At 70.1% G+C, this 20,537-nt stretch carries 17 protein-coding genes; 12 read left to right on the top strand and 5 right to left on the bottom strand.

Annotated elements, in window-relative coordinates; translation table 11 throughout:
* Positions 1-65 precede the first annotated feature (65 nt).
* On the bottom strand, positions 66-2,246 hold the full coding sequence (locus tag CBM2586_RS29155) for a TonB-dependent receptor family protein (RefSeq protein WP_115691329.1): 2,181 nt from the start codon (positions 2,244-2,246) through the stop codon (positions 66-68).
* A 320-nt stretch (positions 2,247-2,566) separates the two neighbouring features.
* Here CBM2586_RS29155 and CBM2586_RS29150 point away from each other — a divergent pair, with 320 nt between their 5' ends.
* The 3 genes from CBM2586_RS29150 to CBM2586_RS29140 all read left to right on the top strand — a co-directional run bounded on the left by CBM2586_RS29150 (position 2,567) and on the right by CBM2586_RS29140 (position 6,148).
* Positions 2,567-3,814, top strand: a complete 1,248-nt coding sequence (locus CBM2586_RS29150; RefSeq protein WP_115691327.1) for an MFS transporter — start codon at positions 2,567-2,569, stop codon at positions 3,812-3,814.
* Between the two features lie 202 nt (positions 3,815-4,016).
* Entirely contained in the window at positions 4,017-4,895 is an 879-nt protein-coding gene (locus CBM2586_RS29145) for a helix-turn-helix domain-containing protein (RefSeq protein WP_115691325.1), read from the top strand.
* A gap of 305 nt (positions 4,896-5,200) precedes the next feature.
* Positions 5,201-6,148 carry a mechanosensitive ion channel family protein gene (locus CBM2586_RS29140; protein WP_115665880.1) on the top strand — a complete coding sequence of 316 codons (948 nt, stop codon included), beginning with the start codon at positions 5,201-5,203 and terminating at the stop codon, positions 6,146-6,148.
* Here the strand turns inward: CBM2586_RS29140 and edd are convergent.
* Positions 6,145-7,992, bottom strand: a complete 1,848-nt coding sequence (edd, locus tag CBM2586_RS29135) for a phosphogluconate dehydratase (protein ID WP_115691323.1) — start codon at positions 7,990-7,992, stop codon at positions 6,145-6,147. The two genes, CBM2586_RS29140 and edd, sit on opposite strands and share 4 nt — an antisense overlap.
* A gap of 216 nt (positions 7,993-8,208) precedes the next feature.
* On the opposite strand from edd, the gene zwf reads away from it, so the two are divergent.
* The 6 genes from zwf to CBM2586_RS29105 all read left to right on the top strand — a co-directional run bounded on the left by zwf (position 8,209) and on the right by CBM2586_RS29105 (position 14,287).
* Positions 8,209-9,666 carry a glucose-6-phosphate dehydrogenase gene (gene zwf / locus CBM2586_RS29130; protein WP_115665882.1) on the top strand — a complete coding sequence of 486 codons (1,458 nt, stop codon included), beginning with the start codon at positions 8,209-8,211 and terminating at the stop codon, positions 9,664-9,666.
* Between the two features lie 34 nt (positions 9,667-9,700).
* Positions 9,701-10,381 carry a 6-phosphogluconolactonase gene (gene pgl, locus CBM2586_RS29125; protein WP_115665883.1) on the top strand — a complete coding sequence of 227 codons (681 nt, stop codon included), beginning with the start codon at positions 9,701-9,703 and terminating at the stop codon, positions 10,379-10,381.
* 46 nt (positions 10,382-10,427) lie between these two features.
* Positions 10,428-11,441 carry a glucokinase gene (gene glk, locus CBM2586_RS29120; RefSeq protein ID WP_115665884.1) on the top strand — a complete coding sequence of 338 codons (1,014 nt, stop codon included), beginning with the start codon at positions 10,428-10,430 and terminating at the stop codon, positions 11,439-11,441.
* Positions 11,442-11,443: 2 nt separating this feature from the next.
* A complete protein-coding gene (locus CBM2586_RS29115) occupies positions 11,444-12,157 on the top strand; it encodes a response regulator (protein WP_115665885.1) in 714 nt (237 codons plus the stop codon).
* On the top strand, positions 12,157-13,482 hold the full coding sequence (locus CBM2586_RS29110; protein ID WP_115665886.1) for a sensor histidine kinase: 1,326 nt from the start codon (positions 12,157-12,159) through the stop codon (positions 13,480-13,482). The genes CBM2586_RS29115 and CBM2586_RS29110 overlap by 1 nt, the downstream gene beginning before the upstream one ends.
* Before the next feature lie 349 nt (positions 13,483-13,831).
* Positions 13,832-14,287 (top strand): YccF domain-containing protein, encoded by a 456-nt coding sequence (locus CBM2586_RS29105; protein WP_115665887.1) that lies wholly within the window; start codon positions 13,832-13,834, stop codon positions 14,285-14,287.
* A 4-nt stretch (positions 14,288-14,291) separates the two neighbouring features.
* Here CBM2586_RS29105 and CBM2586_RS29100 read toward each other — a convergent pair whose 3' ends face one another.
* The 3 genes from CBM2586_RS29100 to CBM2586_RS29090 are packed head-to-tail and all read right to left on the bottom strand — an operon-like array spanning position 14,292 to position 16,667.
* Entirely contained in the window at positions 14,292-14,765 is a 474-nt protein-coding gene (locus tag CBM2586_RS29100; RefSeq protein WP_115665888.1) for a MarR family winged helix-turn-helix transcriptional regulator, read from the bottom strand.
* Complete coding sequence (locus CBM2586_RS29095; RefSeq protein WP_115691321.1) at positions 14,762-14,989, bottom strand: hypothetical protein; 228 nt, start codon at positions 14,987-14,989, stop codon at positions 14,762-14,764. The genes CBM2586_RS29100 and CBM2586_RS29095 overlap by 4 nt, the downstream gene beginning before the upstream one ends.
* Positions 14,979-16,667 (bottom strand): FAD-dependent oxidoreductase, encoded by a 1,689-nt coding sequence (locus tag CBM2586_RS29090; RefSeq protein WP_115691319.1) that lies wholly within the window; start codon positions 16,665-16,667, stop codon positions 14,979-14,981. Before CBM2586_RS29090 ends, CBM2586_RS29095 begins: the two co-directional genes overlap by 11 nt.
* Positions 16,668-16,847: 180 nt before the next feature.
* Here CBM2586_RS29090 and CBM2586_RS29085 point away from each other — a divergent pair, with 180 nt between their 5' ends.
* From CBM2586_RS29085 to CBM2586_RS29075, 3 genes are all read left to right on the top strand, one after another.
* Entirely contained in the window at positions 16,848-18,629 is a 1,782-nt protein-coding gene (locus CBM2586_RS29085) for an OPT/YSL family transporter (protein ID WP_115665891.1), read from the top strand.
* A gap of 125 nt (positions 18,630-18,754) precedes the next feature.
* Complete coding sequence (locus CBM2586_RS29080; RefSeq protein WP_115665892.1) at positions 18,755-19,912, top strand: acyl-CoA dehydrogenase family protein; 1,158 nt, start codon at positions 18,755-18,757, stop codon at positions 19,910-19,912.
* 30 nt (positions 19,913-19,942) lie between these two features.
* Entirely contained in the window at positions 19,943-20,515 is a 573-nt protein-coding gene (locus CBM2586_RS29075; RefSeq protein ID WP_115665893.1) for a hypothetical protein, read from the top strand.
* Positions 20,516-20,537: the final 22 nt, after the last annotated feature.

Raw genomic sequence — 20,537 nt, 5'->3', positions numbered from 1 at the left:
ACAACGGCTCGCCATGGCGAGCCGTTGTGCTGTCCGGGGGGTTGCCTGGCGCTTTTGCCGCCGGATCAATACGCCAGCGACGCCTGGATATAAAACGTCCGCGGCATGCCCACATACTTGCCGGCATTGTTGTCGGTCGAGCGCGTGAAATAGCGCTTGTCGAACACGTTCTTCACGCCCACCGCCAGCTTCAGGTTCTGCGCCGCCTTGCCGAAGTCATAGCCCACGCGCAGGTTCATCAGCGCATAGCCCGGGATATCGCCCAGCGCGCCATTGGCGCTTTCAGCAGTCTGGTACGTCGTCGACGTGCTCGGGTCGCCCGGCGAGTGCTGCTTGGACTGCGCAAAGCCGTCAACATTGAACGACCAGCGGTTGCGCGCGTAGCGCATGCCCACCGTGGCCACATGGCGCGAATAGAACGGCAGGTCGCGCCCGGCGAAGTTGCCCTGGTTGTAGGTGGCTTCGGTGTAGGTGTAGGTGGCGTAGGCGGACAGGCCCATCAGTGCCTTGTCGAGCGCGCCGAAGTCATAGCGCAGCGACGATTCCACGCCGCGGTGGGTGGTGGCGCCCAGGTTGGTCCATGCATCCGGCGCGCCGCCGGTGCCGCCGCGCAGCTGCAGCTCGTCGTCGAAGTCGATGTTGAACAGCGTCAGTTCGCCGCCCCAGCCATTGGCGTTGAAGTGCGTGCCGATCTCGTAGGTCTTGGCCTTTTCCGGCGTCAGGCCATTGGTGGTCTGCGCGATCTGGAAATACTGCAGCGGGCCGAACGACACCCCGGCGTTGGCGAACAGCTTCCACTGGTCGCTGACGTGGTACATCACCGCCAGCGACGGCAGCGGCTCGTCGGACGACACCTCCCGGCGCACGTTGGTAAAGCGGTCGGTCACGTTCGAGCGGATGAACTCGTAGCGCAGGCCGGGCGTGATGGTCCAGTTGCCGACGTTGATGGTGTCGTCGATATAGACCGCATTGGCGGTGGTGCCGCCGGTGCGCCACTGGTAGACCGGCGAGGGCAGGGTGGTGGCATCGACCGAACCCGGCACGTAGTACGCCGTGCGCGATGCCTGCTCGTCGCTGGCTTCGCGCAGGAAGCGGTAGCCGACGCTGACCTCGTGGCTCATGCTGTCGCCGCGGAACAGCTGCGAGTAGCGCGGCTCGATCGCAAAGGTGTGGTAGTTGCGCGGGGCCGCGGTCAGGCGGCGCCGGCCGGCCTGCGCGTCGGTGCCTTCCTGCTCGATATTGCTGCCGCGGAAGCTGTCGGTGTAGTACGTCAGCACCTCGAACTTGCGGTCGGCGTCGTTGTGGCTGTATTTCAGGCTGAAATCGTGGCGTCGGCCGCTGAAATTGTCGTAAGGACGCACCGACTGGAACGGGTCGGCGGCGTATTGCGCCGGCGTCAGGCCGCCGGGCATGCCGGCCGCGCCTTCGTAGTAGTGGAACGCGGCGCTCAGCGAGTCGGTCTTCGAGATCCGGTACGCGCCCTTGAGCAGCAGGTCGTCGATATTGACGTGGTCGTTGCTGGCGCGATAGCCGTTGCCGTGGATGCCCGAGTACAGCAGCGCGCCGCCCAGCCCCTGCTCACTGGTGCCGCCGATGAACGCGGTCGGGTTGGTCTTGACGTTGCCGGTGTGGCTGTAGATGTCGGTCGAGAGCGAGGCATCGGCGGCGAAGGTCATCGGGATCGGGCGCGTCACGAAGTTGATGATGCCGCCGACGTTCTGCGGGCCGTAGCGCACCGAGCCGGCGCCGCGCACCACGTCGATGGTCTCGAGGTTGCCCAGCGACAGCGGCGCCATCGACAACTGCGGCTGGCCGTAGGGCGCCACCGCCAGCGGGACCCCATCCATCAGGATGGTCGAGCGCGGCGACAGCCGCGAGGCCAGCCCGCGCACGCCCACGTTCAGCGAGACATCGCTGCCGCCGGTGCCGTTGTTCTCCTGCACCTGCACGCCCGGAATGCGGCGCAGCACTTCCCGCACATTGTTGGCGCCGGCTTCGGCGAAGGTCTCGCGGTCGACGATGGTACGCGCGCCCGGATGCTCCAGCACCTTGGCCTCGTTGGCGTTTTCCAGCCAGTTGCCAACCACGGTGACCGTGTTCAGCGTGGCTTCGGCATTGGCGGGGGCAGGGGCGGCGGCAGGCGTGGCGGAAGCCGGTTCGGCGGCGTGGGCCGGCATGGCGGCAAGCTGGGCAAACAGCAGGGCGGCGCCGATGGCACCCCCGGTCAGGCGGAAAGCGGGCTGCAAGGTGAGGTTCCTGGGAGAGCGGCGCGTCCCGCTGCGCCGGAAGCGGTGGTCCGGACGGTCGCACCAATGGGCGGCGATTATAAATGCGAGTGATTCTCAAAGGCGAGAAGCCGGTGTCGCGCGGCGGGTGCGTGTCGCGTCTCTGCATCATTGTGCTGACAAAGAGGCAACATTGGCGCTTCATTCCGCACATTTTGGATATCCGGTGTGCAGGCGTGGGCATTTGCATGCAGCGATGAAGCGCACGCTTTAGAATCTGCCCTTTGCGCGTGGCGAGCCCGCTACCCTCTGCGCGAGCCCGCTCTCTGCCTGCCCCATCCATGTCTTCCCCTGCCATCGTTCCGGCCGCCGAGCCGGACAGCGTTTTCCGTGATGCCGTTTTTCGCCACTACTGGTTCGCGCGGCTCTGCACCACCATCGGCTATCAGATCTTTACCGTGGCGGTGGGCTGGCAGATGTACGACCTGACGCGCGACCCGCTGATGCTGGGCATGGTCGGGCTGGTGCAGTTCCTGCCGTCGGTGGCGCTGATCCTGATGTCCGGCCATGTGGCGGACCGCTTCGACCGGCGCCGCATCGTGCGCACCTGCCAGGCGCTCGAGGCGCTGCTGGCCGCCAGCATGGCCGCCGCCAGCCTGGGCGGCTGGATCGACAGCCATCACATCTTTGTCTTCGTCGCGCTGATCGGCGCCACGCGCGCGTTCGAGAACCCGACGCTGCAGGCGTTGCTGCCCAGCGTGGTCACGCCGCGCCAGTTGCCGCGCGCGGTCGCGCTGGCCAGTTCGGCGGGGCAGGCCGCCATCATCATCGGCCCGGCCATCGGCGGCTTCGCCTATGTGGCCGGCCCGGGAGTGGTGTACACGCTGAGCGCGACGCTGTTTGCCATCGCCGCGGTGCTGGTGGGCGGCATCACCCTGCGCCAGGCGGCGCAGCGGCTGACCGCGCCGGTCAGCGTGCGCACCGTCTTTGCCGGTTTCGCCTATATCCGCAGCCGCCCGGTGCTGCTGGGCGCGATTTCGCTGGACATGGTCGCGGTGCTGCTGGGCGGCGCCGCGGCGCTGTTGCCGATCTACGCGCGCGACATCCTGCATACCGGACCGTGGGGCCTGGGGCTGCTGCGTTCGTCCCCGGCCATCGGCGCGCTGGCAATGGCGCTGTGGCTGGCGCGCCATCCGCTGAACCGGCGCGCCGGGCGCGTGATGTTCGCCGCGGTGGCGGTGTTCGGCGTCGCCACGATGGTGTTCGGGGTCTCGACCTGGCTGCCGCTCTCGATGGCGGCGCTGGTGGTGCTGGGCGCTTCCGACATGATCAGCGTGGTGGTGCGTTCCACGCTGGTCCAGCTGGACACGCCCGACGACATGCGCGGACGCGTCGGCGCCGTCAATTCGGTGTTTATCGGCGCCTCCAACCAGCTGGGCGAGTTCGAATCGGGCGTCACCGCCGCGCTGTTCGGCCCGGTGGGGGCGGTGATCCTGGGCGGTGTCGGCACGCTGCTGGTGGTGGCGGTGTGGATGCGCTTGTTCCCGGCGCTGGCGGCGCGCGACAAGCTGCACGAACAGCCCGCGTGAACCGGCGTGAGCCGGCCGCATGGCGCGCGCAGGCCGGCATGGCGATGGCTGGAGCGTACCCGTTTCTGCGTGCGCGGCGGCAGCGGTGATGGGGGTATAGTGATGCCTCGCGCGCCAACTTTCGTCGCTGAAAGTCGTGCCGCCCATCCCCGCCCGCATCCCACCCGCATCCCCACCCGCATCCCACTACGCCCTGCGTCCCATGACCTTGCCGACCGATCCGCTCCAGCGCCACGCGGTGTTCGCCGCGCTCAGCGGCTCGCGCGCCTCGCTGGAGCGCGCCGCCGCGCTGGGCGATGGCCTGGGCGTGGCGCTGTGGCGCAACCGGAACGACAGCACCGGCTATGCCCGGCCCGGCCACCACACCATGTCGGTCTACCTGCAGGGTGGCCACGCCACCTACCGGCGTGACCAGCCGGCCAACAGGGGCGCGCCGGGCAGGCTGTGCCTGTTGCCGGCCGATCATGAGTCGCGCTGGCATGTCGGCGGCCCGCAGCGCTTCCTGCATCTGTACTTCCGCCCGGAAACCCTGGCCTGGCACTGCGTGCGTCTGCTCGACCGCGAACCGCGCTCGGTGGTCTTGCGCGACCTCACCTTTGCCGACGATCCGTGCCTGCATGCCCTGAGCCAGCGGCTTGCCGCGCTCGACTGGCTGTTGCCCGAGGCGCGCATGGCCGGCAATGCGCTGGCGCACGAGGCGGTCAGCCACCTGGTGCTGACCCACGCCGGCCGCGCCGCCCCGACCGACGGGCGCGGCGGCTTGTCCGCGCGGGCGCGGCGCGCCGTGCGCGACTGGATCGAAGGCCATCCCGAAAGCAACCCGACGCTGGGCGAACTGGCGGCGCTGGTGGGGCTGTCGGAATTCCACTTCGCGCGCATGTTCCGGGTGTCGTTCGGCATGCCGCCGCATGCCTGGGTGCTGCAGACCCGCCTGGAGCGGGCGCAACGGCTGCTGGCCGATCCGCGCCGGCCGCTGCGTGAAGTCGCCGCCCGCGCCGGCTTTGCCTCGGCCAGCCACCTGAACCGCCGTTTCCAGGCCGCGTTCGGCGTGACACCCGGCGCCTGGCGCGCGGGCGTGTAGCTCGCACGCGGTTCCGGGCGCTCCGGCGCCAGCCGTTGCGGCGCAATGGCTGGCGCCCACGCCCCTTGGATCTTGCGCCAGATCGCGGGAACCCCCTGCCGCTGCGCTGGTCCCCTTCTATGTGCCGTGATTCCGGCTTTGTCGGTGATCGTCTGACATCCTGCCTCTAATGCGCATCGATTTGTCAGTCTTGAACTTCCGTCGAAGGTCGCTCCGCCAGCCGCCGCGGCACGCAGAAACGGGTACGCATCGCCGTCCCAGGCCAGCACCGTCGACAAACAACAACCGCAAACGGAGCCGCTCCCATGGATCTCAACTTCATCGATGCCAACCAGCTTGAGGCGGGCTGGTCCTACCTGGTCCGCTTCGCCATCAACCAGGGCATGAACTGCCTGGCGGCCATCCTGATCCTGATGATCGGCTGGTGGCTGTCGGGCCGCGTCGGCACCACGGCGCGCGCCGCGCTGGGCCGCACCCATGTCGATGCCACCATGCGCCCGCTGCTGGCCAACGCGCTGCAGTGGATGGTGCGCGTGCTGACCATCGTGCTGGTGCTGTCACAGTTCGGCGTGCAGACCGCGAGCATCATCGCCATGCTGGGCGCCGCGGGCCTGGCGATCGGGCTGGCGCTGCAAGGCACGCTGCAGAACATTGCCGCCGGCATCATGCTGGTGCTGCTGCGCCCGTTCCGCGTGGGCCAGTACATCGATGCGCAGGGCGTGGCCGGCACCGTGCGCGAGACCGGGCTCTTCATGACCGAGCTGACCACCTTCGACGGCGTCTGCCTGCGCGTGCCCAACGGCAAGCTGTGGGGCAGCGCCATCACCAACTACAGCGAGAACGCGACGCGGCGCGCCGACATCGAGGCCACCGTGACCTTCGACAGCGACGTGCAGCGCAGCCTGGAAGCGCTGCGCGCGATGCTGGCGCGCGAGCCACGGCTGCTGGCCGAGCCCGCCGCAGAAACCATGGTGGTCAACTACACGCAGCAGGGCATTACGCTGAACGTGCGCTACTGGACCTCGAACGACGATTACTGGAACGTGCGCTTCGCCTTCTATGAGCGCATCAAGCAGGTGCTGGAGCAAGCCGGCAGCAAGCTCGCGGTGCCGATCCAGGAGCTGCACGTGCCGGGTGCGTCGTCCGTGCCGGGCGTGGTCAAGGTGGCCGACAGCGCGCCGTCGGCAGCGCCGCGGCCGGGCGCGGCGTCGTCACACCAGCCGTCGCGCCAGCCGGCGCGGCAACCGGGCTAGGCGCGCGCATCCTGCGCTTCGCCCTCGTCCGAGAACAGCGTGCAGGCACCGCTTTCGGCCGTGCTGACCTGGCGGCGGAAGGTCGCGAACAGGTCGCGGCCGACGCCATGGCGATTGGCGCTCAGGTCGGGGCGCGCCGGCGTGCGCGCCTGCCATTCGTCGTCGGCCACCAGCACCTCGAGCGTGCCCGCGGTCGCGTCCACGCGCATCATGTCGCCGCTGCGCACGCGCGCGATCGCGCCGCCGCGCAGCGCTTCGGGACAGACGTGGATCGCGGCCGGGACCTTGCCCGATGCGCCCGACATGCGTCCGTCGGTCACCAGCGCCACATGGAAGCCGCGATCCTGCAGCACCGTCAGCGTGGGCGTGAGCTTGTGCAGCTCCGGCATGCCGCACGAGGCCGGGCCCTGCCATGGCAGCACCGCAACGAAGTCGCGCTCCAGTTCGCCGCGCTTGAAGGCGTGCAGCACATCGTCCTGATGCTCGAACACGATCGCCGGCGCCTGCACCACCTGGTGCTCGGGCTTGACCGCGGAGGTCTTGATCACCGCGCGGCCGAGCCTGCCGTCGAGCAGCTTGATGCCGCCGTCCGGGGCAAAGGGCGCGTCGGCGGCGCGCACGATGCTGTCATCGAGCGGCGCGGCCGGGCCGTCGATCCACGTCAGCTGGCCGTCGCGCAGAACCGGCTCGCGCGTGTAGTCCTGCAGGCCCTGGCCGACGATGGTGGTGACGTCGTCATGCAGCAATCGGAGTGCGAGCAGGCCGCGGATCACTACCGCCAGCCCGCCGGCGGCCTGGAACTGGTTCACGTCGGCCTTGCCGTTGGGGTAGACGCGCGCCAGCAGCGGCACCACCGCCGACAGTTCGTCGAAATCGTCCCAGCTCAGCACGATGCCGGCCACGCGCGCCATCGCGATCAGGTGCAGCGTATGGTTGGTCGAGCCGCCGGTGGCCAGCAGCCCGACGATGCCGTTGACGAAGGCGCGCTCGTCCAGCACCTCGGCCACCGGTGTATAGCGCTCGCCGCCATGCACCAGCTTCAGCGCCTGGCGCGCGGCCTCGCGCGTGAGCGCTTCGCGCAGCGGCGTGTTGGGATTGACGAAGGCCGTGCCCGGCAGATGCAGGCCCATCATTTCCATCAGCATCTGGTTGGAGTTGGCGGTGCCGTAGAAGGTGCAGGTGCCCGGGCCATGGTAGGAGCGGGTCTCGGCTTCGAGCAGCTCCTTGCGGCCGATCTTGCCTTCGGCATAGAGCTGCCGCGTATGTGCCTTCTCGTCGTTGCTGATGCCGGTGGTCATCGGCCCGCCCGGCACGAATACCGCGGGCAGGTGGCCGAAGGACAGCGCGCCCATCACCAGGCCGGGCACGATCTTGTCGCACACGCCGAGGTACAGCGCGCCATCGAACATCTGGTGCGACAGCGCCACCGCCGTGGCCAGCGCGATCACGTCGCGCGAGAACAGCGACAGGTCCATGCCGTCCTGGCCCTGCGTGACGCCGTCGCACATCGCCGGCGTGCCGCCGGCAAACTGCGCGGTGGCGCCGGCTTCGAGCGCGGCTTCCTTGAGCCATTGCGGGAACGCCGCCAGCGGCTGGTGAGCCGACAGCATGTCGTTGTAGGCCGAGACGATCGCCAGGTTGGGCCGCTCGTCGGCCTTGAGCCGGATCTTGGCGGCGTCCGGCATGGCGGCCACCGCGTGGGCGAGGTTGGTACAGGAAAGCTGCGCGCGTTCGACCTTGTGCCCGGCCATGGCGCGGGTGCGGTCGAGATACGCCTGGCGCGAGGCGCTGCTGCGGGAGACGATGCGGGCGGTGACCCGCTCGAGCACTGGATGACGTGGCATGGGGTTCTCCTGCGGGGGAGCTTTCAGCCTAGCGCACTTTGCCGGGCCCTGCACGGCGCAGGGCGGTTGGTGGCCCCCCGCGGCCAACGCCAGCCACGCAGAAATGGGTACGCTTGCCTCGCCAAGCCGTAGCGACTCACGTAAACTGGCCGCAACCCGGCCGGCCATCGCGCGCCGGCCGCGACAACTCGAATCCTCAAGGAGCGCAGGGTGAGCATGCCTGATTTCGACATGGTGCTGTTCGGCGGCACCGGCGACCTGGCGCGGCGCAAGCTGCTGCCGTCCCTGTTCGATGCGCACCACGCGGGGCTGCTGCATCCGGCCGCGCGCATCCTCGCCACCGGCAGCCAGCCGATGTCGAGCGCGGACTACATCGCCTCGCTGGAACAGACCGTGCGTCCCGCGCTGGCGCATGCGCCGCCCGAGTCATGGGACAGGTTCTGCGCACGCATCGTCTACGTGCAGGCCGATGCACGCGTGCCGGCGCACTTCGATGCGCTGGCCGAACAGTTGCTGTCGCGCAAGCCCGAGGTGGTGGTGTGCTATCTCGCCACCGCGCCGCACCTGTTCGTGTCGATCTGCGAGCAGCTGGCGCGCACCGGCCTGAATACGCGCCACGCGCCCAACGTGCGCATCGTGCTGGAAAAGCCGCTGGGCCATGACCTGGAATCGAACGAGGCGATCAACTCGGCGGTGGCGAAGTTCTTTGCCGAAGAGCAGATCTACCGCATCGACCATTACCTGGGCAAGGAGTCGGTGCAGAACCTGATGGCGATCCGCTTCGGCAACGCGCTGTTCGAGCCGCTGTGGCGCCGCGAGTGGGTGCAGGACGTGCAGATCACCATCGCGGAAGAACTGGGCGTGGAAACGCGCGGCGATTTCTACGACCGCACCGGCGCGCTGCGCGACATGGTGCAGAACCACCTGCTGCAACTGCTGTGCATGGTGGCGATGGAGCCGCCGGCCAGCCTCAGCGAAGACGCCATCCGCGACGAGAAGATCAAGATCCTGAAGGCGCTCAGGCCGATCACGCCGCAGGACGTGGCCGAGAAGACCGTGCGCGGCCAGTACCGCTCCGGCGCGATCGGCGGCAAGCCGGTGCCTGGCTACCTGGAGGAAGAGGGCATCGCGGCAGACAGCCGTACCGAGACCTTTGTCGCGATCAAGGCCGAGATCGCCAACTGGCGCTGGGAAGGCGTGCCGTTCTACCTGCGCACCGGCAAGCGCATGCAGTCGCGCGTGGCCGAGATCGTGATCCACTTCCGCGACGTGCCGCATGCGATCTTCCCGCGGCCGCTGACGCAATCGCCGCAGAACCGGCTGGTGATCCAGCTGCAGCCCGAGGAAAGCATCCGCCTGTACTGCCTGGTCAAGCAGCCCGGCGATACGCTCGAACTGACGCCTACCTCGCTCGACCTGGACTTCGCCAACTCGTTCAAGGTGCGCCGCGCCGGCGCCTATGAGCGATTGCTGCTGGACGTGATCCGCGGCCGCCTGGGCCTGTTCGTGCGCCGCGACGAGCAGGTGCAGGCGTGGCGCTGGGTCGAGCCGATCATCGATACCTGGGAAGCCAGCACGGTCCCGCCCAAGCCCTATACCGCCGGCACCTGGGGGCCGGCGGCGTCGTCGGCGCTGATGTCGCGCGACGGCGGACTGTGGCACGAGGAAGCCTGAGCCATCGGCTCGCACCACTGCAAAGGAAGCCGCCATGCGCCTGTTTGAACATCCCACGCCGATGGACCAGGCCGAGGCCCTGGCGATCTCGATCGGCAATGCGCTGGAGCTCGCCGTGCGTGTCAAGGGCTGGGCGGTGCTGGCGGTTTCGGGCGGACGCTCGCCGGTGGCCATGTTCGAGCGCCTGCGCCACCGGCACGTGCGCTGGGACGCCGTCACCATCACGCTGGTCGACGAACGCGTGGTGCCGCCCGAGCACGCCGACAGCAACGCCGCGCTGGTGCGTGCCCACCTGCTGCGCGAGGCCGCGGCCAGCGCCGCCTTCGTGCCGCTGATTGCCGACGCACAGGACGCCGCCGCGCCCGCGCAGGCGGTGGCGCGCGCCAATGCCGCGTTCCGCCAGCCCGACGTGGTGGTGCTGGGCATGGGCGAGGACGGCCACACCGCCTCGCTGTTCCCGGATGCGCCCGAACTGCAGGGCGCGTTGAGCGAGCCGCAGCCGGGCTACGTTATCACCCATCCATCGGTGGCGCCGCATGCGCGCATCACGCTGAACCTGGCCGCGCTGCTGGCCGCCGAGCGCGTGTTCCTGTCCGTCTCCGGCGCGGCCAAGGCGGCGGTGCTGGAGCGCGCGCTGCAGGGCCCCACGCCGTCATTGCCGGTGAGCCTGGTGCTGTCGCGGCACCGGCACGGGTTTGACGTGTTCAGGACCTGACCGCCCCACCTGCCCCATCCTTGCGCGAGCAACGAGATCCGCTGCCATGGCCACTACCGCATCCTTCTCCGCTGACTTCCCCCGCCTGCTCGGCGACGTAGGCGGCACCAACGTGCGCTTTGCGCTGGAAACCGCGCCCATGCGGATCGGCCGGGTGACGGCGCTGAAGGTGGCGGATTTCCCGTCGCTGGAGGCGGCGCTGCGCCAGTACCTCGACGGCCTGGCCGGCGCAGGCCAGCCCCTCCCGCGCCACGCGGCGATCGGCCTGGCCAATCCGGTGACCGGCGACCAGGTCCGGCTGACCAACCACAACTGGACCTTCTCGATCGACGGCATGCGGCGCGCGCTGGGGCTGCGGACACTGGTGGCCATCAACGACTTCACCGCGCTGGCGCTGGCGCTGCCGCACCTGGCCGCCGACGGCCTGGCGCAGGTGCGCGCCGGCACTGCGGTGCGCACCGCGCCGCTGGCGCTGGTCGGGCCCGGCACCGGGCTGGGCGTTTCCGGACTGGTGCCGGCGCCGGGGGGGCAAGCCGTGGCGCTGGCCGGCGAAGGCGGCCATATCGAGCTGATGCCCGCCACCGACGATGAATGGATCGCGTGGCGCGCGGCCCATCGCAAGGTCGGCCGGGTCTCGGCCGAGCGGCTGCTGAGCGGCAGCGGCCTGTCGCATATCCATGCCGCGCTGGCCGCAGAAATGGGTACGCTTTTGCTGGCGCCACTGCAGCCGGCGCAGGTCACCGCGGGCGCCTTCGAGCGCAACGACCCGCTGTGCCAGCGTGCCATGGCGGTGTTCTTCGGGCTGCTGGGCTCGGTCGCGGCCGATGTCGCGCTGGTGATCGGCGCGCGCGGCGGGGTCTACCTGGGCGGCGGCATCCTGCCGCGCTTCGTGCCGGCGCTGCAGGCCTCGGTGTTCGCCGAGCGCTTTGTCGCCAAGGGCCGCATGCGCGGCTGGCTCGAGGCGGTGCCGGTCCATGTCATTACCGCCAGCCATCCGGCGTTGGCCGGGCTGGCGCAAGCGCTGGCCGAACGCCTCGGCGACACGGCCGGGAACGGTTAGCCATGCGCGTGCTGCTGGTCGAAGACGACGCCATGATCGGCGAGAGCGTCAAGCTGGCGCTGCGCCAGGAAGGCTTTGCAATCGATTGGGTGCGCGACGGCGAGGCGGGCCTGGCCGCAGCCAGCACCGCGGCCGACGGCCAGGCCTGCTACGACCTGATCCTGCTCGACCTGGGGCTGCCGCGCCGCCCCGGCCTGGAGGTGCTGCGCGCGCTGCGGGCGCGCGGCGTGCCCACGCCGGTGCTGGTCCTGACCGCGCGCGACGCCGTTGCCGACCGTGTCGCCGGGCTCAATGCCGGCGCCGATGATTACCTGGTCAAGCCCTTCGACCTGCAGGAGCTGGCCGCGCGCATGCATGCGCTGGCACGCCGCGCCGCCGGGCGCGCGGAACCGCTGGTCAGCTATGGCGACATCGTGCTCAATCCCGCCACGCGCGAAGCCAGCTGCCGCGGCGAACCGGTGCGGCTGTCGGCGCGCGAGTTCGCGCTGCTGTCGGCGCTGATGGCGCGCCCGGGCAAGGTGTGGTCGGTGCCGCAGCTGCAGGAGCGGCTCTATGGCTGGGACGACGAGGTCGGCAGCAATACCGTCGAGGTCTACATCCACGCGCTGCGCAAGAAGTTCGGCGCGGCGCTGATCCGCAATATCCGCGGCGTGGGTTATGTGGTGCCGCGCCTGGATAGCGACGCGGCGGCGGACGGCGAGGGGGAGGGCGGCTGATGCGCTCGATCCAGCGAACGCTGCTCGGTTGGCTGGCAGCCGGGCTGGTGGCCGGCATCGCCATCGCCACCGCGCTGATCTACGGGCAGGCGCGGCAGGAGGCCAACGCGCTGTTCGACTACCAGATGAAGCAGATGGCGGCGGCGCTGCCGAGCCAGTTCGCCAACCCGGTGGCGCCGCCCTTCGTCGGCGCGCCCGGCGACCTGGCCCATGCCGACGAGGACGTGGTGATCCATATCTGGGACGGCTCCGGGCGCAGCCTGTATTTGTCGCATTCGCACCCGGCACTGCCCGCGCGCGCCGAGCTGGGCTTTTCCAACGTCACCACGCAGCAGGGCGAATGGCGCCTGTACAGCATGCAGCTGGGGCCCGCCGTGGTACAGATCGCGCAGCCCATGAGCGCGCGCCGCGCGCTGGCCGCGCGCATGGCGCTGCGCACCGTGGCGCCGCTGCTGCTGTTGCTGCCGCTGCTGGCCTGGCTGGTGTGGATGGCGGTGGGCCGCGGCCTGCGGCCGCTGCGCGAGATCGCCACGGAGGTGCGCGCACGCGATGCCAACACGCTGGCGCCGCTGGCGGTGCGCCCGATGCCCGACGAAATCGCGCCGCTGAGCGCGGCGCTGAACCAGCTGCTGGCGCGGCTCTCGCATGCCATCGACACCCAGCGCGCCTTCGTCGCCGACGCCGCGCACGCGCTGCGCACGCCGCTGACGGCACTGCAGCTGCAGGCACAACTGGTCGAGCGGGCCGACGAGGGCGCCGCGCGCGACGAAGCCATCGGCAAGCTGCGCCAGGGGCTGGAGCGGCTGACCCACCTCGTCACCCAGCTGCTGACGCTGGCGCGGCAGGAACCCGGCGCGGCAGTGCCCCCGCACGAACCGGTGGAACTGCATCAGCTGGCCGCGGCCGTGGTCGCCGAAATGGCGCAAGCCGCGCTCGATCGAGACATCGACCTGGGACTGGACGGCAGCGCCGACGCCGCGCCCGCGGTGGTACGCGGCGACGCCGATGCCTTGCGCATCCTGCTTACCAACCTGCTGGACAACGCGCTCGCATACATCCCCGCGGGCGGGCGCATCGACGTGGCGGTGCGGCGCGGCGCCGACGGGCGCGGCGTGGAACTGGTGGTCAGCGACAACGGCCCGGGCATCCCCGCCGAAGAGCGTGCGCGCGTGTTCGACCGCTTCTACCGCGTGGCCGATGCACCGACCGGCGGCAGCGGGCTGGGCCTCGCCATCGTCGCCGAGATCGCGCAGTCGCACGGGGCGCGGGTGGTGCTGGAGGATGCGGGGCCCGGATTGCGGGTCAGGGTGGTGTTTCGGGTTTAGCCGAGGTCGGCAAAGACTGCGGCCGGGCTCGTGCTGCAATGGACGGAAGCAGGCGCGCAAATGCCGTCCGCAGTGCCGCTTGCCAACGGCGACATCCCCCTCGATGGATACGCAGAAACGGGTACGCTCTGCGTGCGCAAGCCAGCGCTGCGAGGCACCGGGAAGCGCTCGATGTGCAGGAAATAGGGCTTTATCGCGCGGGCCGCAGGCGCCGGCGCGTGTTCTTGCCAGGACCTGTCGCGGCACGCAGAAACGGGTACGCCTGGCGCCGCGGTGCGTCTCGCCGCCATGCCGGCTGCACGCCATTGCGTATCATGCGCGTTCCTCCCCTCACTGGTGAAACGACAGCATGCGCGCGATCGGCAACTTCCTCTGGTTCATCCTTGGCGGCGTGGTGATGGGCCTGGCCTGGTGGCTGGCGGGCCTGCTGGCCTTTATCTCGATCCTCGGCATACCCTGGGGCAAGGCCTGCTTCGTGATCGGCGGCTTCACCTTCTTTCCGTTCGGCAAGCAGGCCATCAGCCGGCGCGAACTGACCGGACGCGACGATGTCGGCACCGGTGCGCTGGGTCTGGTGGGCAACGTACTGTGGTTTGTCTTTGCCGGCTTGTGGCTGGCCATCGGCCATGTCATGGCGGCGGTGGCCAACTTCGTCACCATCATCGGCATCCCGTTTGCGATCCAGCACCTGAAGCTGGCCGGCATTGCGCTGGCGCCGATCGGGCAGACCGTGGTCAGCAACGAGATCGCCGACGCCGCCCGCCGCGACGGCGCGCGCGCGCAGGTGGACAACCTGCGCCGCTGAGCGCTCAGGCGTCCGTGTCGCCGGCGGGGCCGTCCCCGTCCTGCTGGCCGGCGTGCGCCACCAGCCGGTCGAGCAGGCTGCCCAGCAACACCTGTTCGGCCTCGCTCAGGCAACCGAAGATCTCGCCGTTGCGCCTGGCGATCATGGCGATTGCCTGCCGGTACAGCGGCTTGCCCTGCGCGGTCAGCGACAGCACCACGCCGCGCCCGTCGGCCGCGCTGGCTTCCTTGCTGACCAGCCCGCGCTCCACCAGCGCCTGCGCCGAGCGGCTGGCCTGGCCCTTGGTCAGGTTGGCGCGCTGCGCCAGGGCGTTGACCGACAACGGCGCGAAGGCGCCGATCGCCGCCAGGCAGCGGCCCTCGCTGAGCAGCAGCCCGCATTGCGCCAGGTAGGCGGCGGCGCTGTCCTTGTCGCTGAGCTTGTTGACCTGGTGCAGGCGGTAGGTCAGGAACTGTTCGAGGCGTGGCAGTGGCTTCATGGCGTTTCCGGGTCGGGCGTCGGCATTGTAGAGTCCCCGGTGCCGGAAGGCTGGCTGCGCGCCTCGGCCTCGTCGATCAACGCCAGCACCGGCGCCAGCGCTTGCTGCCGGCTCATCAGGCCCAGGCACACCATCGCCAGCAGCAGCGGCGCGCGGGCCTCGCCGATGCGTCCCATGGCTTCGCACAGCCGGGTATAGGCGATGTCGAGGTTTTCAGCTTGCATGGCGGGCTCCGGTTTGCAGCAAGGGGACGAGGATGGCGCGCACGGCTTCCCAGGACGGTTCGCGCCAGCGTGCCAGCACGTAGCCGTCGGGACGGATCAGGTACAGGGTGCCGGGGCGGGCGCCGTAGCGGGCGCTGGCCTGGCCGTCGACATCGGCCAGCGCGGTGGCGCCGGCCGGGGCGCCGGTGACCACCTGGTACGCGTGCAGCGCTTGTGGATGTTCCCGCGCGAGCGCGGCCAGCGGTTCGGGCAGCGCCGAGCGATCGGCGCCATGGCCGAACCAGAGCAGCGTGAAGCGCTGCCCGAAACATTGCGTCAGATGCCGGATGCCGTGCGGGCCGTCCACGCGCATCTCGGGCGCCGGCACGCCGGGCGCGGCGCGCGGGCAGTCGGCGCCGAAGTCGCTCGGACCGTTCAGCGGGGAATCGGCATACGCAACTGGCGCGGACTGCCGCGGATTGATCAGCGAGCGCACCGCCGGCTCGGACAGCGCCAGCCGCAACGTGGCCTCGCGCATCAGCTTGAAGGCGAAGTCGGGCGGCGCCATGAACTCGGTGCTCTTGGCGCCATAGGCAAGGTTCTGGCGCGTGGCGTGCAGGCGTTCGGCGGAGTAGGAATCGAGCAGGCTGTCGCCGGCCTGGCCCCGCAGCACCCAGGCCAGCTTCCACGCCAGGTTGCCGGCATCGTCCAGTCCTGAATTGAGCCCGCGCACGCCAAAGATCGGCACCAGGTGGGCGGCGTCGCCGGCGAACAGCACGCGGCCATGGCGGTAATCCTGCAGGGTCAGGCACTTGGCGTTGTACATCGAAATCCACAGCGGCCGCCACGGCTCGGTCTCGCCGATCATGTCGAGGTGGCTCTGCACGCGCGGCAGCACGTTCTCGGGCCTGACCGCCTCGTCGGGGTCTTCGTCGTCGCGGATCTGGTAGTCGATGCGCCAGACGTCGTCGGGCTGCCGGTGCATCAGCAGGGTCGAGCCGGGATTGGAGGGCGGATCGAACCAGGCCAGCCGCTCCACTTCGCGCCGCGTCTGCTGCACGATATCGACGATCACGTAGCGGCCTTCGTACTGCGTGCCTTCCATGCGCAGGCCAAGCTGCTCGCGCACCGTGCTGCGGCCGCCGTCGCAAGCCACCAGCCATTGCGCATCGACTTCCACCGCGCCGTCGCCGGTCTCGATCTCGGCCACCACGCCGCCGGGGTGCTGGCGCAGCGCCCGCAGGCGCGCACCGAAGCGCACGTCGGCGGGCACCGCGCCGCGCAGCGCGGCATCGTGGGCGAAGGCTTCCAGGTAGTACTGCTGGATATTGACCATCGGCGCAAAGCGCTCGCCCGGCTCGCTCGACATGTGGAAGTGCAGCACTTGCGTGTCACGGTAGTAGCTGCGCCCGCCGACCCAGGGCAGGCCGGTGGCGACGGTGGCCCGGTCGGCGCCCGCCCACCCCAGGATTTCCAGCGAGCGCCGCGCCATGCAGATCGCGCGGCTGCCGGCGCAGTAACCATGGTCGGCTTCGACCACCAGCGCGGCGATGCCCTGGCGCGCCAGCAGCGCGGCCAGGGTCAGGCCAACCGGGCCGCCGCCGGCGATCAGCACGGGGATGCGCTGCGGCCAGGGGCGGGAGGATTCGGGTGGTGGCGCGGGCGGCACCGGCAGTTGAGGTGCGTGGAGATGTGGCATGGGCTTGCTCATGTAGTTGTGTGCGCAACTATATCGGCGATATGGTTGCGCACGAAACTAGTGTAAACCCCGTCGGACGGCGCCGTGCCTGCGGCCACGCACAGCCGCCGCAGCCACCGCGGCCCCGGTCGTCGCCTATGCTTCGCAGCAGGCACACTGTTTCGCTCCAAGCGCCGCGCCATGCCCATCCTGCCGACCGATGCCGCGCCGCGCGCGGCCTGGCTGCCATCGCCAGGCAGCTGGCAATACCACCTGCTGCTGGGCGCGGCCGGCATGCTGGTGCTGGGTCCGCTGGGCGGGGTCGCCGCGGCGTACATGAATTTCTCGCTGGGCTTCTTTGTCGGCGGGCAGGTGCTGGCGGGCATCCTGGGCTCGGTGGTGACGGCCGGCTATGGTGCGTCCGGCCGCCATGGCGCCAACTACATCCAGACCGCGGCGGCGTCGGTGGCGGGCATGGGCGGCATGGCGGTGGTGCTGCAGGCGATGGCGTGGCTGGGCATGGCCCAGCCGCCGCTGTGGCAGCTGGTGCTGTACCTGCTGTGCATCGGCATGTTCGGGGTGGGCGTGGGCATGCTGTACACGCCGCTGCTGGTGGACCGCATGCAGCTGACCTTTCCCTCGGGGCTGGCGGTGGCCAACATCCTGCGCGCGCTGACCGATCCGACGCTGTTGCGGCGCTCGGTGGCGCGGCTTGGCGGCGGCATGGCGCTGGGCCTGGCCAGCGGGCTGGGAGCCGGGCGCGTGCCGTGGCTGGCTGCGCTGGACCTGTCGGCGGCAACCTTCGGCGCGGGCATGATCGTCGGCGCGCGCGTGGGCGTTGCCGCGCTGGTGGGCGGGCTGGCGGGCTGGGCCATGACGCCGTGGTTCGTCGACGCCGGCTGGCTCGCGCCGGGCGAGCCGTACCGCAAGGCCACCTTCCTGGTGGCGCTGGGCATGATCATGGGCGCGGCCGTGGTCGACCTGGCGCAGTTGCTGGCGCAGGCCTGGCGGCGCTGGCGGGGGCGGCGCCAGCCGCACGCGAACGCGCCGCGGCGCGGGCCGGCCATGGGCTGGGTGGCGGCCTGGGCGCTGCTGTGGGCGGTGGCCACGGTGGCGGCGGGCGTGATGTGGTTCGGGCAGCCGCTGGCGTTCCAGCTGATTGCCGTGCTGCTGGCGCTGGTGTTCGCGCTGGTCAACGGCATCTCGGTCGGCATGGTCGACCAGAATCCGATTTCATCGGCGTTCGTGCTGTCGGTGATCCTGATGGCGGCCGCCGGCCTGCGCGCGCCGCAGGTCGGGCTGATCGCCGCCACGGTGCTATTGGTGGCCACGGCCGAAGCGAGCGACATGCAGCAGGACCGCTCCACCGGCTGGCGCCTGGGCAGCGACCGCATGGTGCAGTTCGGCTACCAGGTGGCGGGCATCGTGGTCGGCGCACTGGTCGCGGTGGCGATGGCGCGGCTGTTCCTGCAGGCCTATCCGGTGCTGGCGCTGGACCAGACCAGCCTGCCGGCGGAGCAGCAGCCGGCGCGCTGGACCTCGGCCATGACCTACAAGATCGTGGGGGTGCTCCATGGCCTGTCGCAGGACCGTGCCGGCCAGTACCTGGCGGTCGCGGCGGGGCTGGTAATCGGGCTGGCCACGGCGCTGCTGCGCCGCGCCATCCTCGGCCATCCCGCGTGGCAGCGCTTTGCGCGCTCCGGACGGCGCGGGCAGGCGGCGGATTTCATGCTCGATGCCGTGCTTCTGCCTTCGCCCTATGCGTCGTCGTTCGGCGGCTTCGTCAACCTGGCGGCGGCGGCATGGATGGCGGCGGGCGGTGTGCTGGCCAGCCTGGGCGCGGTGGCCGGCGCGCGCGGGGCACGCCGGCAAGGCTTGCCGCGCGACATGAACACTGCGTCGCTGCTTGGCGGGGGGCTGATTGCGGGCGATGCGCTGGCGGCGCTGGGCATCGGCATGACGGGCTTGCTGTCCGTCACGTGAGGGCCGGGGTGCGGATTGTCAAATTTCGCTGACGCTTCTGTCCAAGATCCAATGGATTGTCAAAACGCGCCACCGGCGTACCATAGGCGGCCAGACTGACATACTGGCTTGACCGGAGAATCACCATGGCCCTAGACCAAGAATCCTTTGCCCTGCTGCGCGCCTCGGTGCAGCGCTTCATCGACGAACGCCTGAAGCCCGCCGAAGACACGCTGGAGGAAACCGACGACGTGCCCGCCGACATCGTCGCCGACATGAAGGAGATGGGGCTGTTCGGCATCTCCATCCCCGAGAACTACGGCGGCATCGGCCTGTCGATGTCGCAGGAATGCGATGTGGTCTACGACCTCGGCCATACCGCGTTCGCTTTTCGCTCGGTCTTCGGCACCAACGTCGGCATCGGCTCGCAGGGCATCCTGATGGATGGCACCGAGGAACAGAAGCAGCAGTACCTGCCGCGCATCGCCAGCGGCGAGATGATCATCTCGTTCGCGCTGACCGAGCCCAACGCAGGTTCGGATGCGGCCTCGCTGCAGACCAGGGCGGAACTGGACGGCGACCACTACGTCATCAATGGCACCAAGCGCTTCATCACCAATGCGCCGCGCGCGGGCGCCTTTACGCTGATGGCGCGCACCGGCGGCCCGGGCGCCGCCGGCATCTCGTCGTTCATCGTGCCGGCCGACACCCCGGGCATCTCGCTGGGCAAGCCCGACAAGAAGATGGGCCAGCGCGGCACCAAGACCTGCGACGTGGTGCTGGAAAACGTGCGCGTGCCGGCCGCCAACATCATCGGCGGCGTGCCGGGCGTGGGCTTCAAGACCGCCATGAAGGTGCTGGACCGCGGCCGCCTGCACCTGTCGGCGCTGGCCTGCGGCATGGCGCACCGGCTGATCACCGATGCCGTGGCGTACGCCAGGGAGCGCAAGCAGTTCGGCCGCCCGATCGGCGACTTCCAGCTGATCCAGGCGATGCTGGCCGACAGCCAGGCCGAGCTCTACGCGGGCCTGTCGATGGTGCGCGACTGCGCCCAGCGCTATGACGCCAAGCCCGCCGGCAAGAGCGATCCGGAAGTCAGCATGCTGGCCTCCTGCACCAAGATGTTCTGTACCGAGATGGTCGGCCGCGTCGCCGACCGCGCGGTGCAGATCCATGGCGGCGCCGGCTATATCGCCGAATACAAGGCCGAACGCTTCTACCGCGATGTGCGCCTGCTGCGCCTGTACGAGGGCACCACGCAGATCCAGCAGATGATCATCGCCAAGCACCTGCTGCGCGACTGACCCCGAACCGCCCGCGTGGCAGGAGTCGACATGGACACGATGCAATACCGCGGGCGCGACGGTGCGCCGCAGGCCGGACATGATGACAGCGCGCCGCACCGGCTGCGCGCGGTGGTGGCGACTTATCGCCCGACGCTGCAGGCGTACACGCTGGCGGTGTCGCCCGCCGAGCTGATGGCACTCTCCGCGCTGCCGGCACAGCTGGCGCCCAGCGCCGGCGCCACCCCGGACCCGCGCGTGCAGGGGCACCTGGCGCGGCTGCGCGCCGAGGTGCAGGGCAGCGGCGTCGCGTTGCCCGGCGCCATCGTGGTGGCGGTCAGCGGCGGCCGCATGCAATGCGAGTGCGACCACCTGTTCACGCTCACGCTGCAGCCGCGCCATGGCGACCGCCTGATCGTGATCGACGGCTATGAGCGCCTGCTGGCGCTGGCGCATGGCGAGCGCCGCCAGTGCAAGACGCTGGTGTCGGCGGTGCTGTGGCGCACCGCGCTGGAGGCCGCCGCGGCGGCGCCGGCGGACGATGCCGCCAACGCGCTCATCGACGCGCCGGTGGCGCAGTCAAGCGCGGCGCGCTGGGCCAACGCGACGCGGGTCTGGCATTGATCGGCATGACCGGCGCAACGTA

Origin of the sequence: Cupriavidus taiwanensis, from assembly GCF_900250115.1 — a bacterium.
GTDB classification, from domain to species: Bacteria; Pseudomonadota; Gammaproteobacteria; order Burkholderiales; family Burkholderiaceae; genus Cupriavidus; species Cupriavidus taiwanensis_B.
Note: the sequence above shows the minus strand (reverse complement) of the source record. Positions and strands in the feature narration are given on the sequence as shown.

Bases quoted from the DNA above. Each gene is read 5' to 3' on its own strand.
- CBM2586_RS29150 (WP_115691327.1), top strand. From the start codon at position 2,567: ATGTCTTCCCCTGCCATCGTTCCGGCCGCCGAGCCGGACAGCGTTTTC.
- CBM2586_RS29145 (WP_115691325.1), top strand. From the start codon at position 4,017: ATGACCTTGCCGACCGATCCGCTCCAGCGCCACGCGGTGTTCGCCGCG.
- CBM2586_RS29140 (WP_115665880.1), top strand. From the start codon at position 5,201: ATGGATCTCAACTTCATCGATGCCAACCAGCTTGAGGCGGGCTGGTCC.
- edd (WP_115691323.1), bottom strand. From the start codon at position 7,992: ATGCCACGTCATCCAGTGCTCGAGCGGGTCACCGCCCGCATCGTCTCC.
- zwf (WP_115665882.1), top strand. From the start codon at position 8,209: ATGCCTGATTTCGACATGGTGCTGTTCGGCGGCACCGGCGACCTGGCG.
- pgl (WP_115665883.1), top strand. From the start codon at position 9,701: ATGCGCCTGTTTGAACATCCCACGCCGATGGACCAGGCCGAGGCCCTG.
- glk (WP_115665884.1), top strand. From the start codon at position 10,428: ATGGCCACTACCGCATCCTTCTCCGCTGACTTCCCCCGCCTGCTCGGC.
- CBM2586_RS29115 (WP_115665885.1), top strand. From the start codon at position 11,444: ATGCGCGTGCTGCTGGTCGAAGACGACGCCATGATCGGCGAGAGCGTC.
- CBM2586_RS29110 (WP_115665886.1), top strand. From the start codon at position 12,157: ATGCGCTCGATCCAGCGAACGCTGCTCGGTTGGCTGGCAGCCGGGCTG.
- CBM2586_RS29105 (WP_115665887.1), top strand. From the start codon at position 13,832: ATGCGCGCGATCGGCAACTTCCTCTGGTTCATCCTTGGCGGCGTGGTG.
- CBM2586_RS29100 (WP_115665888.1), bottom strand. From the start codon at position 14,765: ATGAAGCCACTGCCACGCCTCGAACAGTTCCTGACCTACCGCCTGCAC.
- CBM2586_RS29095 (WP_115691321.1), bottom strand. From the start codon at position 14,989: ATGCAAGCTGAAAACCTCGACATCGCCTATACCCGGCTGTGCGAAGCC.
- CBM2586_RS29090 (WP_115691319.1), bottom strand. From the start codon at position 16,667: ATGCCACATCTCCACGCACCTCAACTGCCGGTGCCGCCCGCGCCACCA.
- CBM2586_RS29085 (WP_115665891.1), top strand. From the start codon at position 16,848: ATGCCCATCCTGCCGACCGATGCCGCGCCGCGCGCGGCCTGGCTGCCA.
- CBM2586_RS29080 (WP_115665892.1), top strand. From the start codon at position 18,755: ATGGCCCTAGACCAAGAATCCTTTGCCCTGCTGCGCGCCTCGGTGCAG.
- CBM2586_RS29075 (WP_115665893.1), top strand. From the start codon at position 19,943: ATGGACACGATGCAATACCGCGGGCGCGACGGTGCGCCGCAGGCCGGA.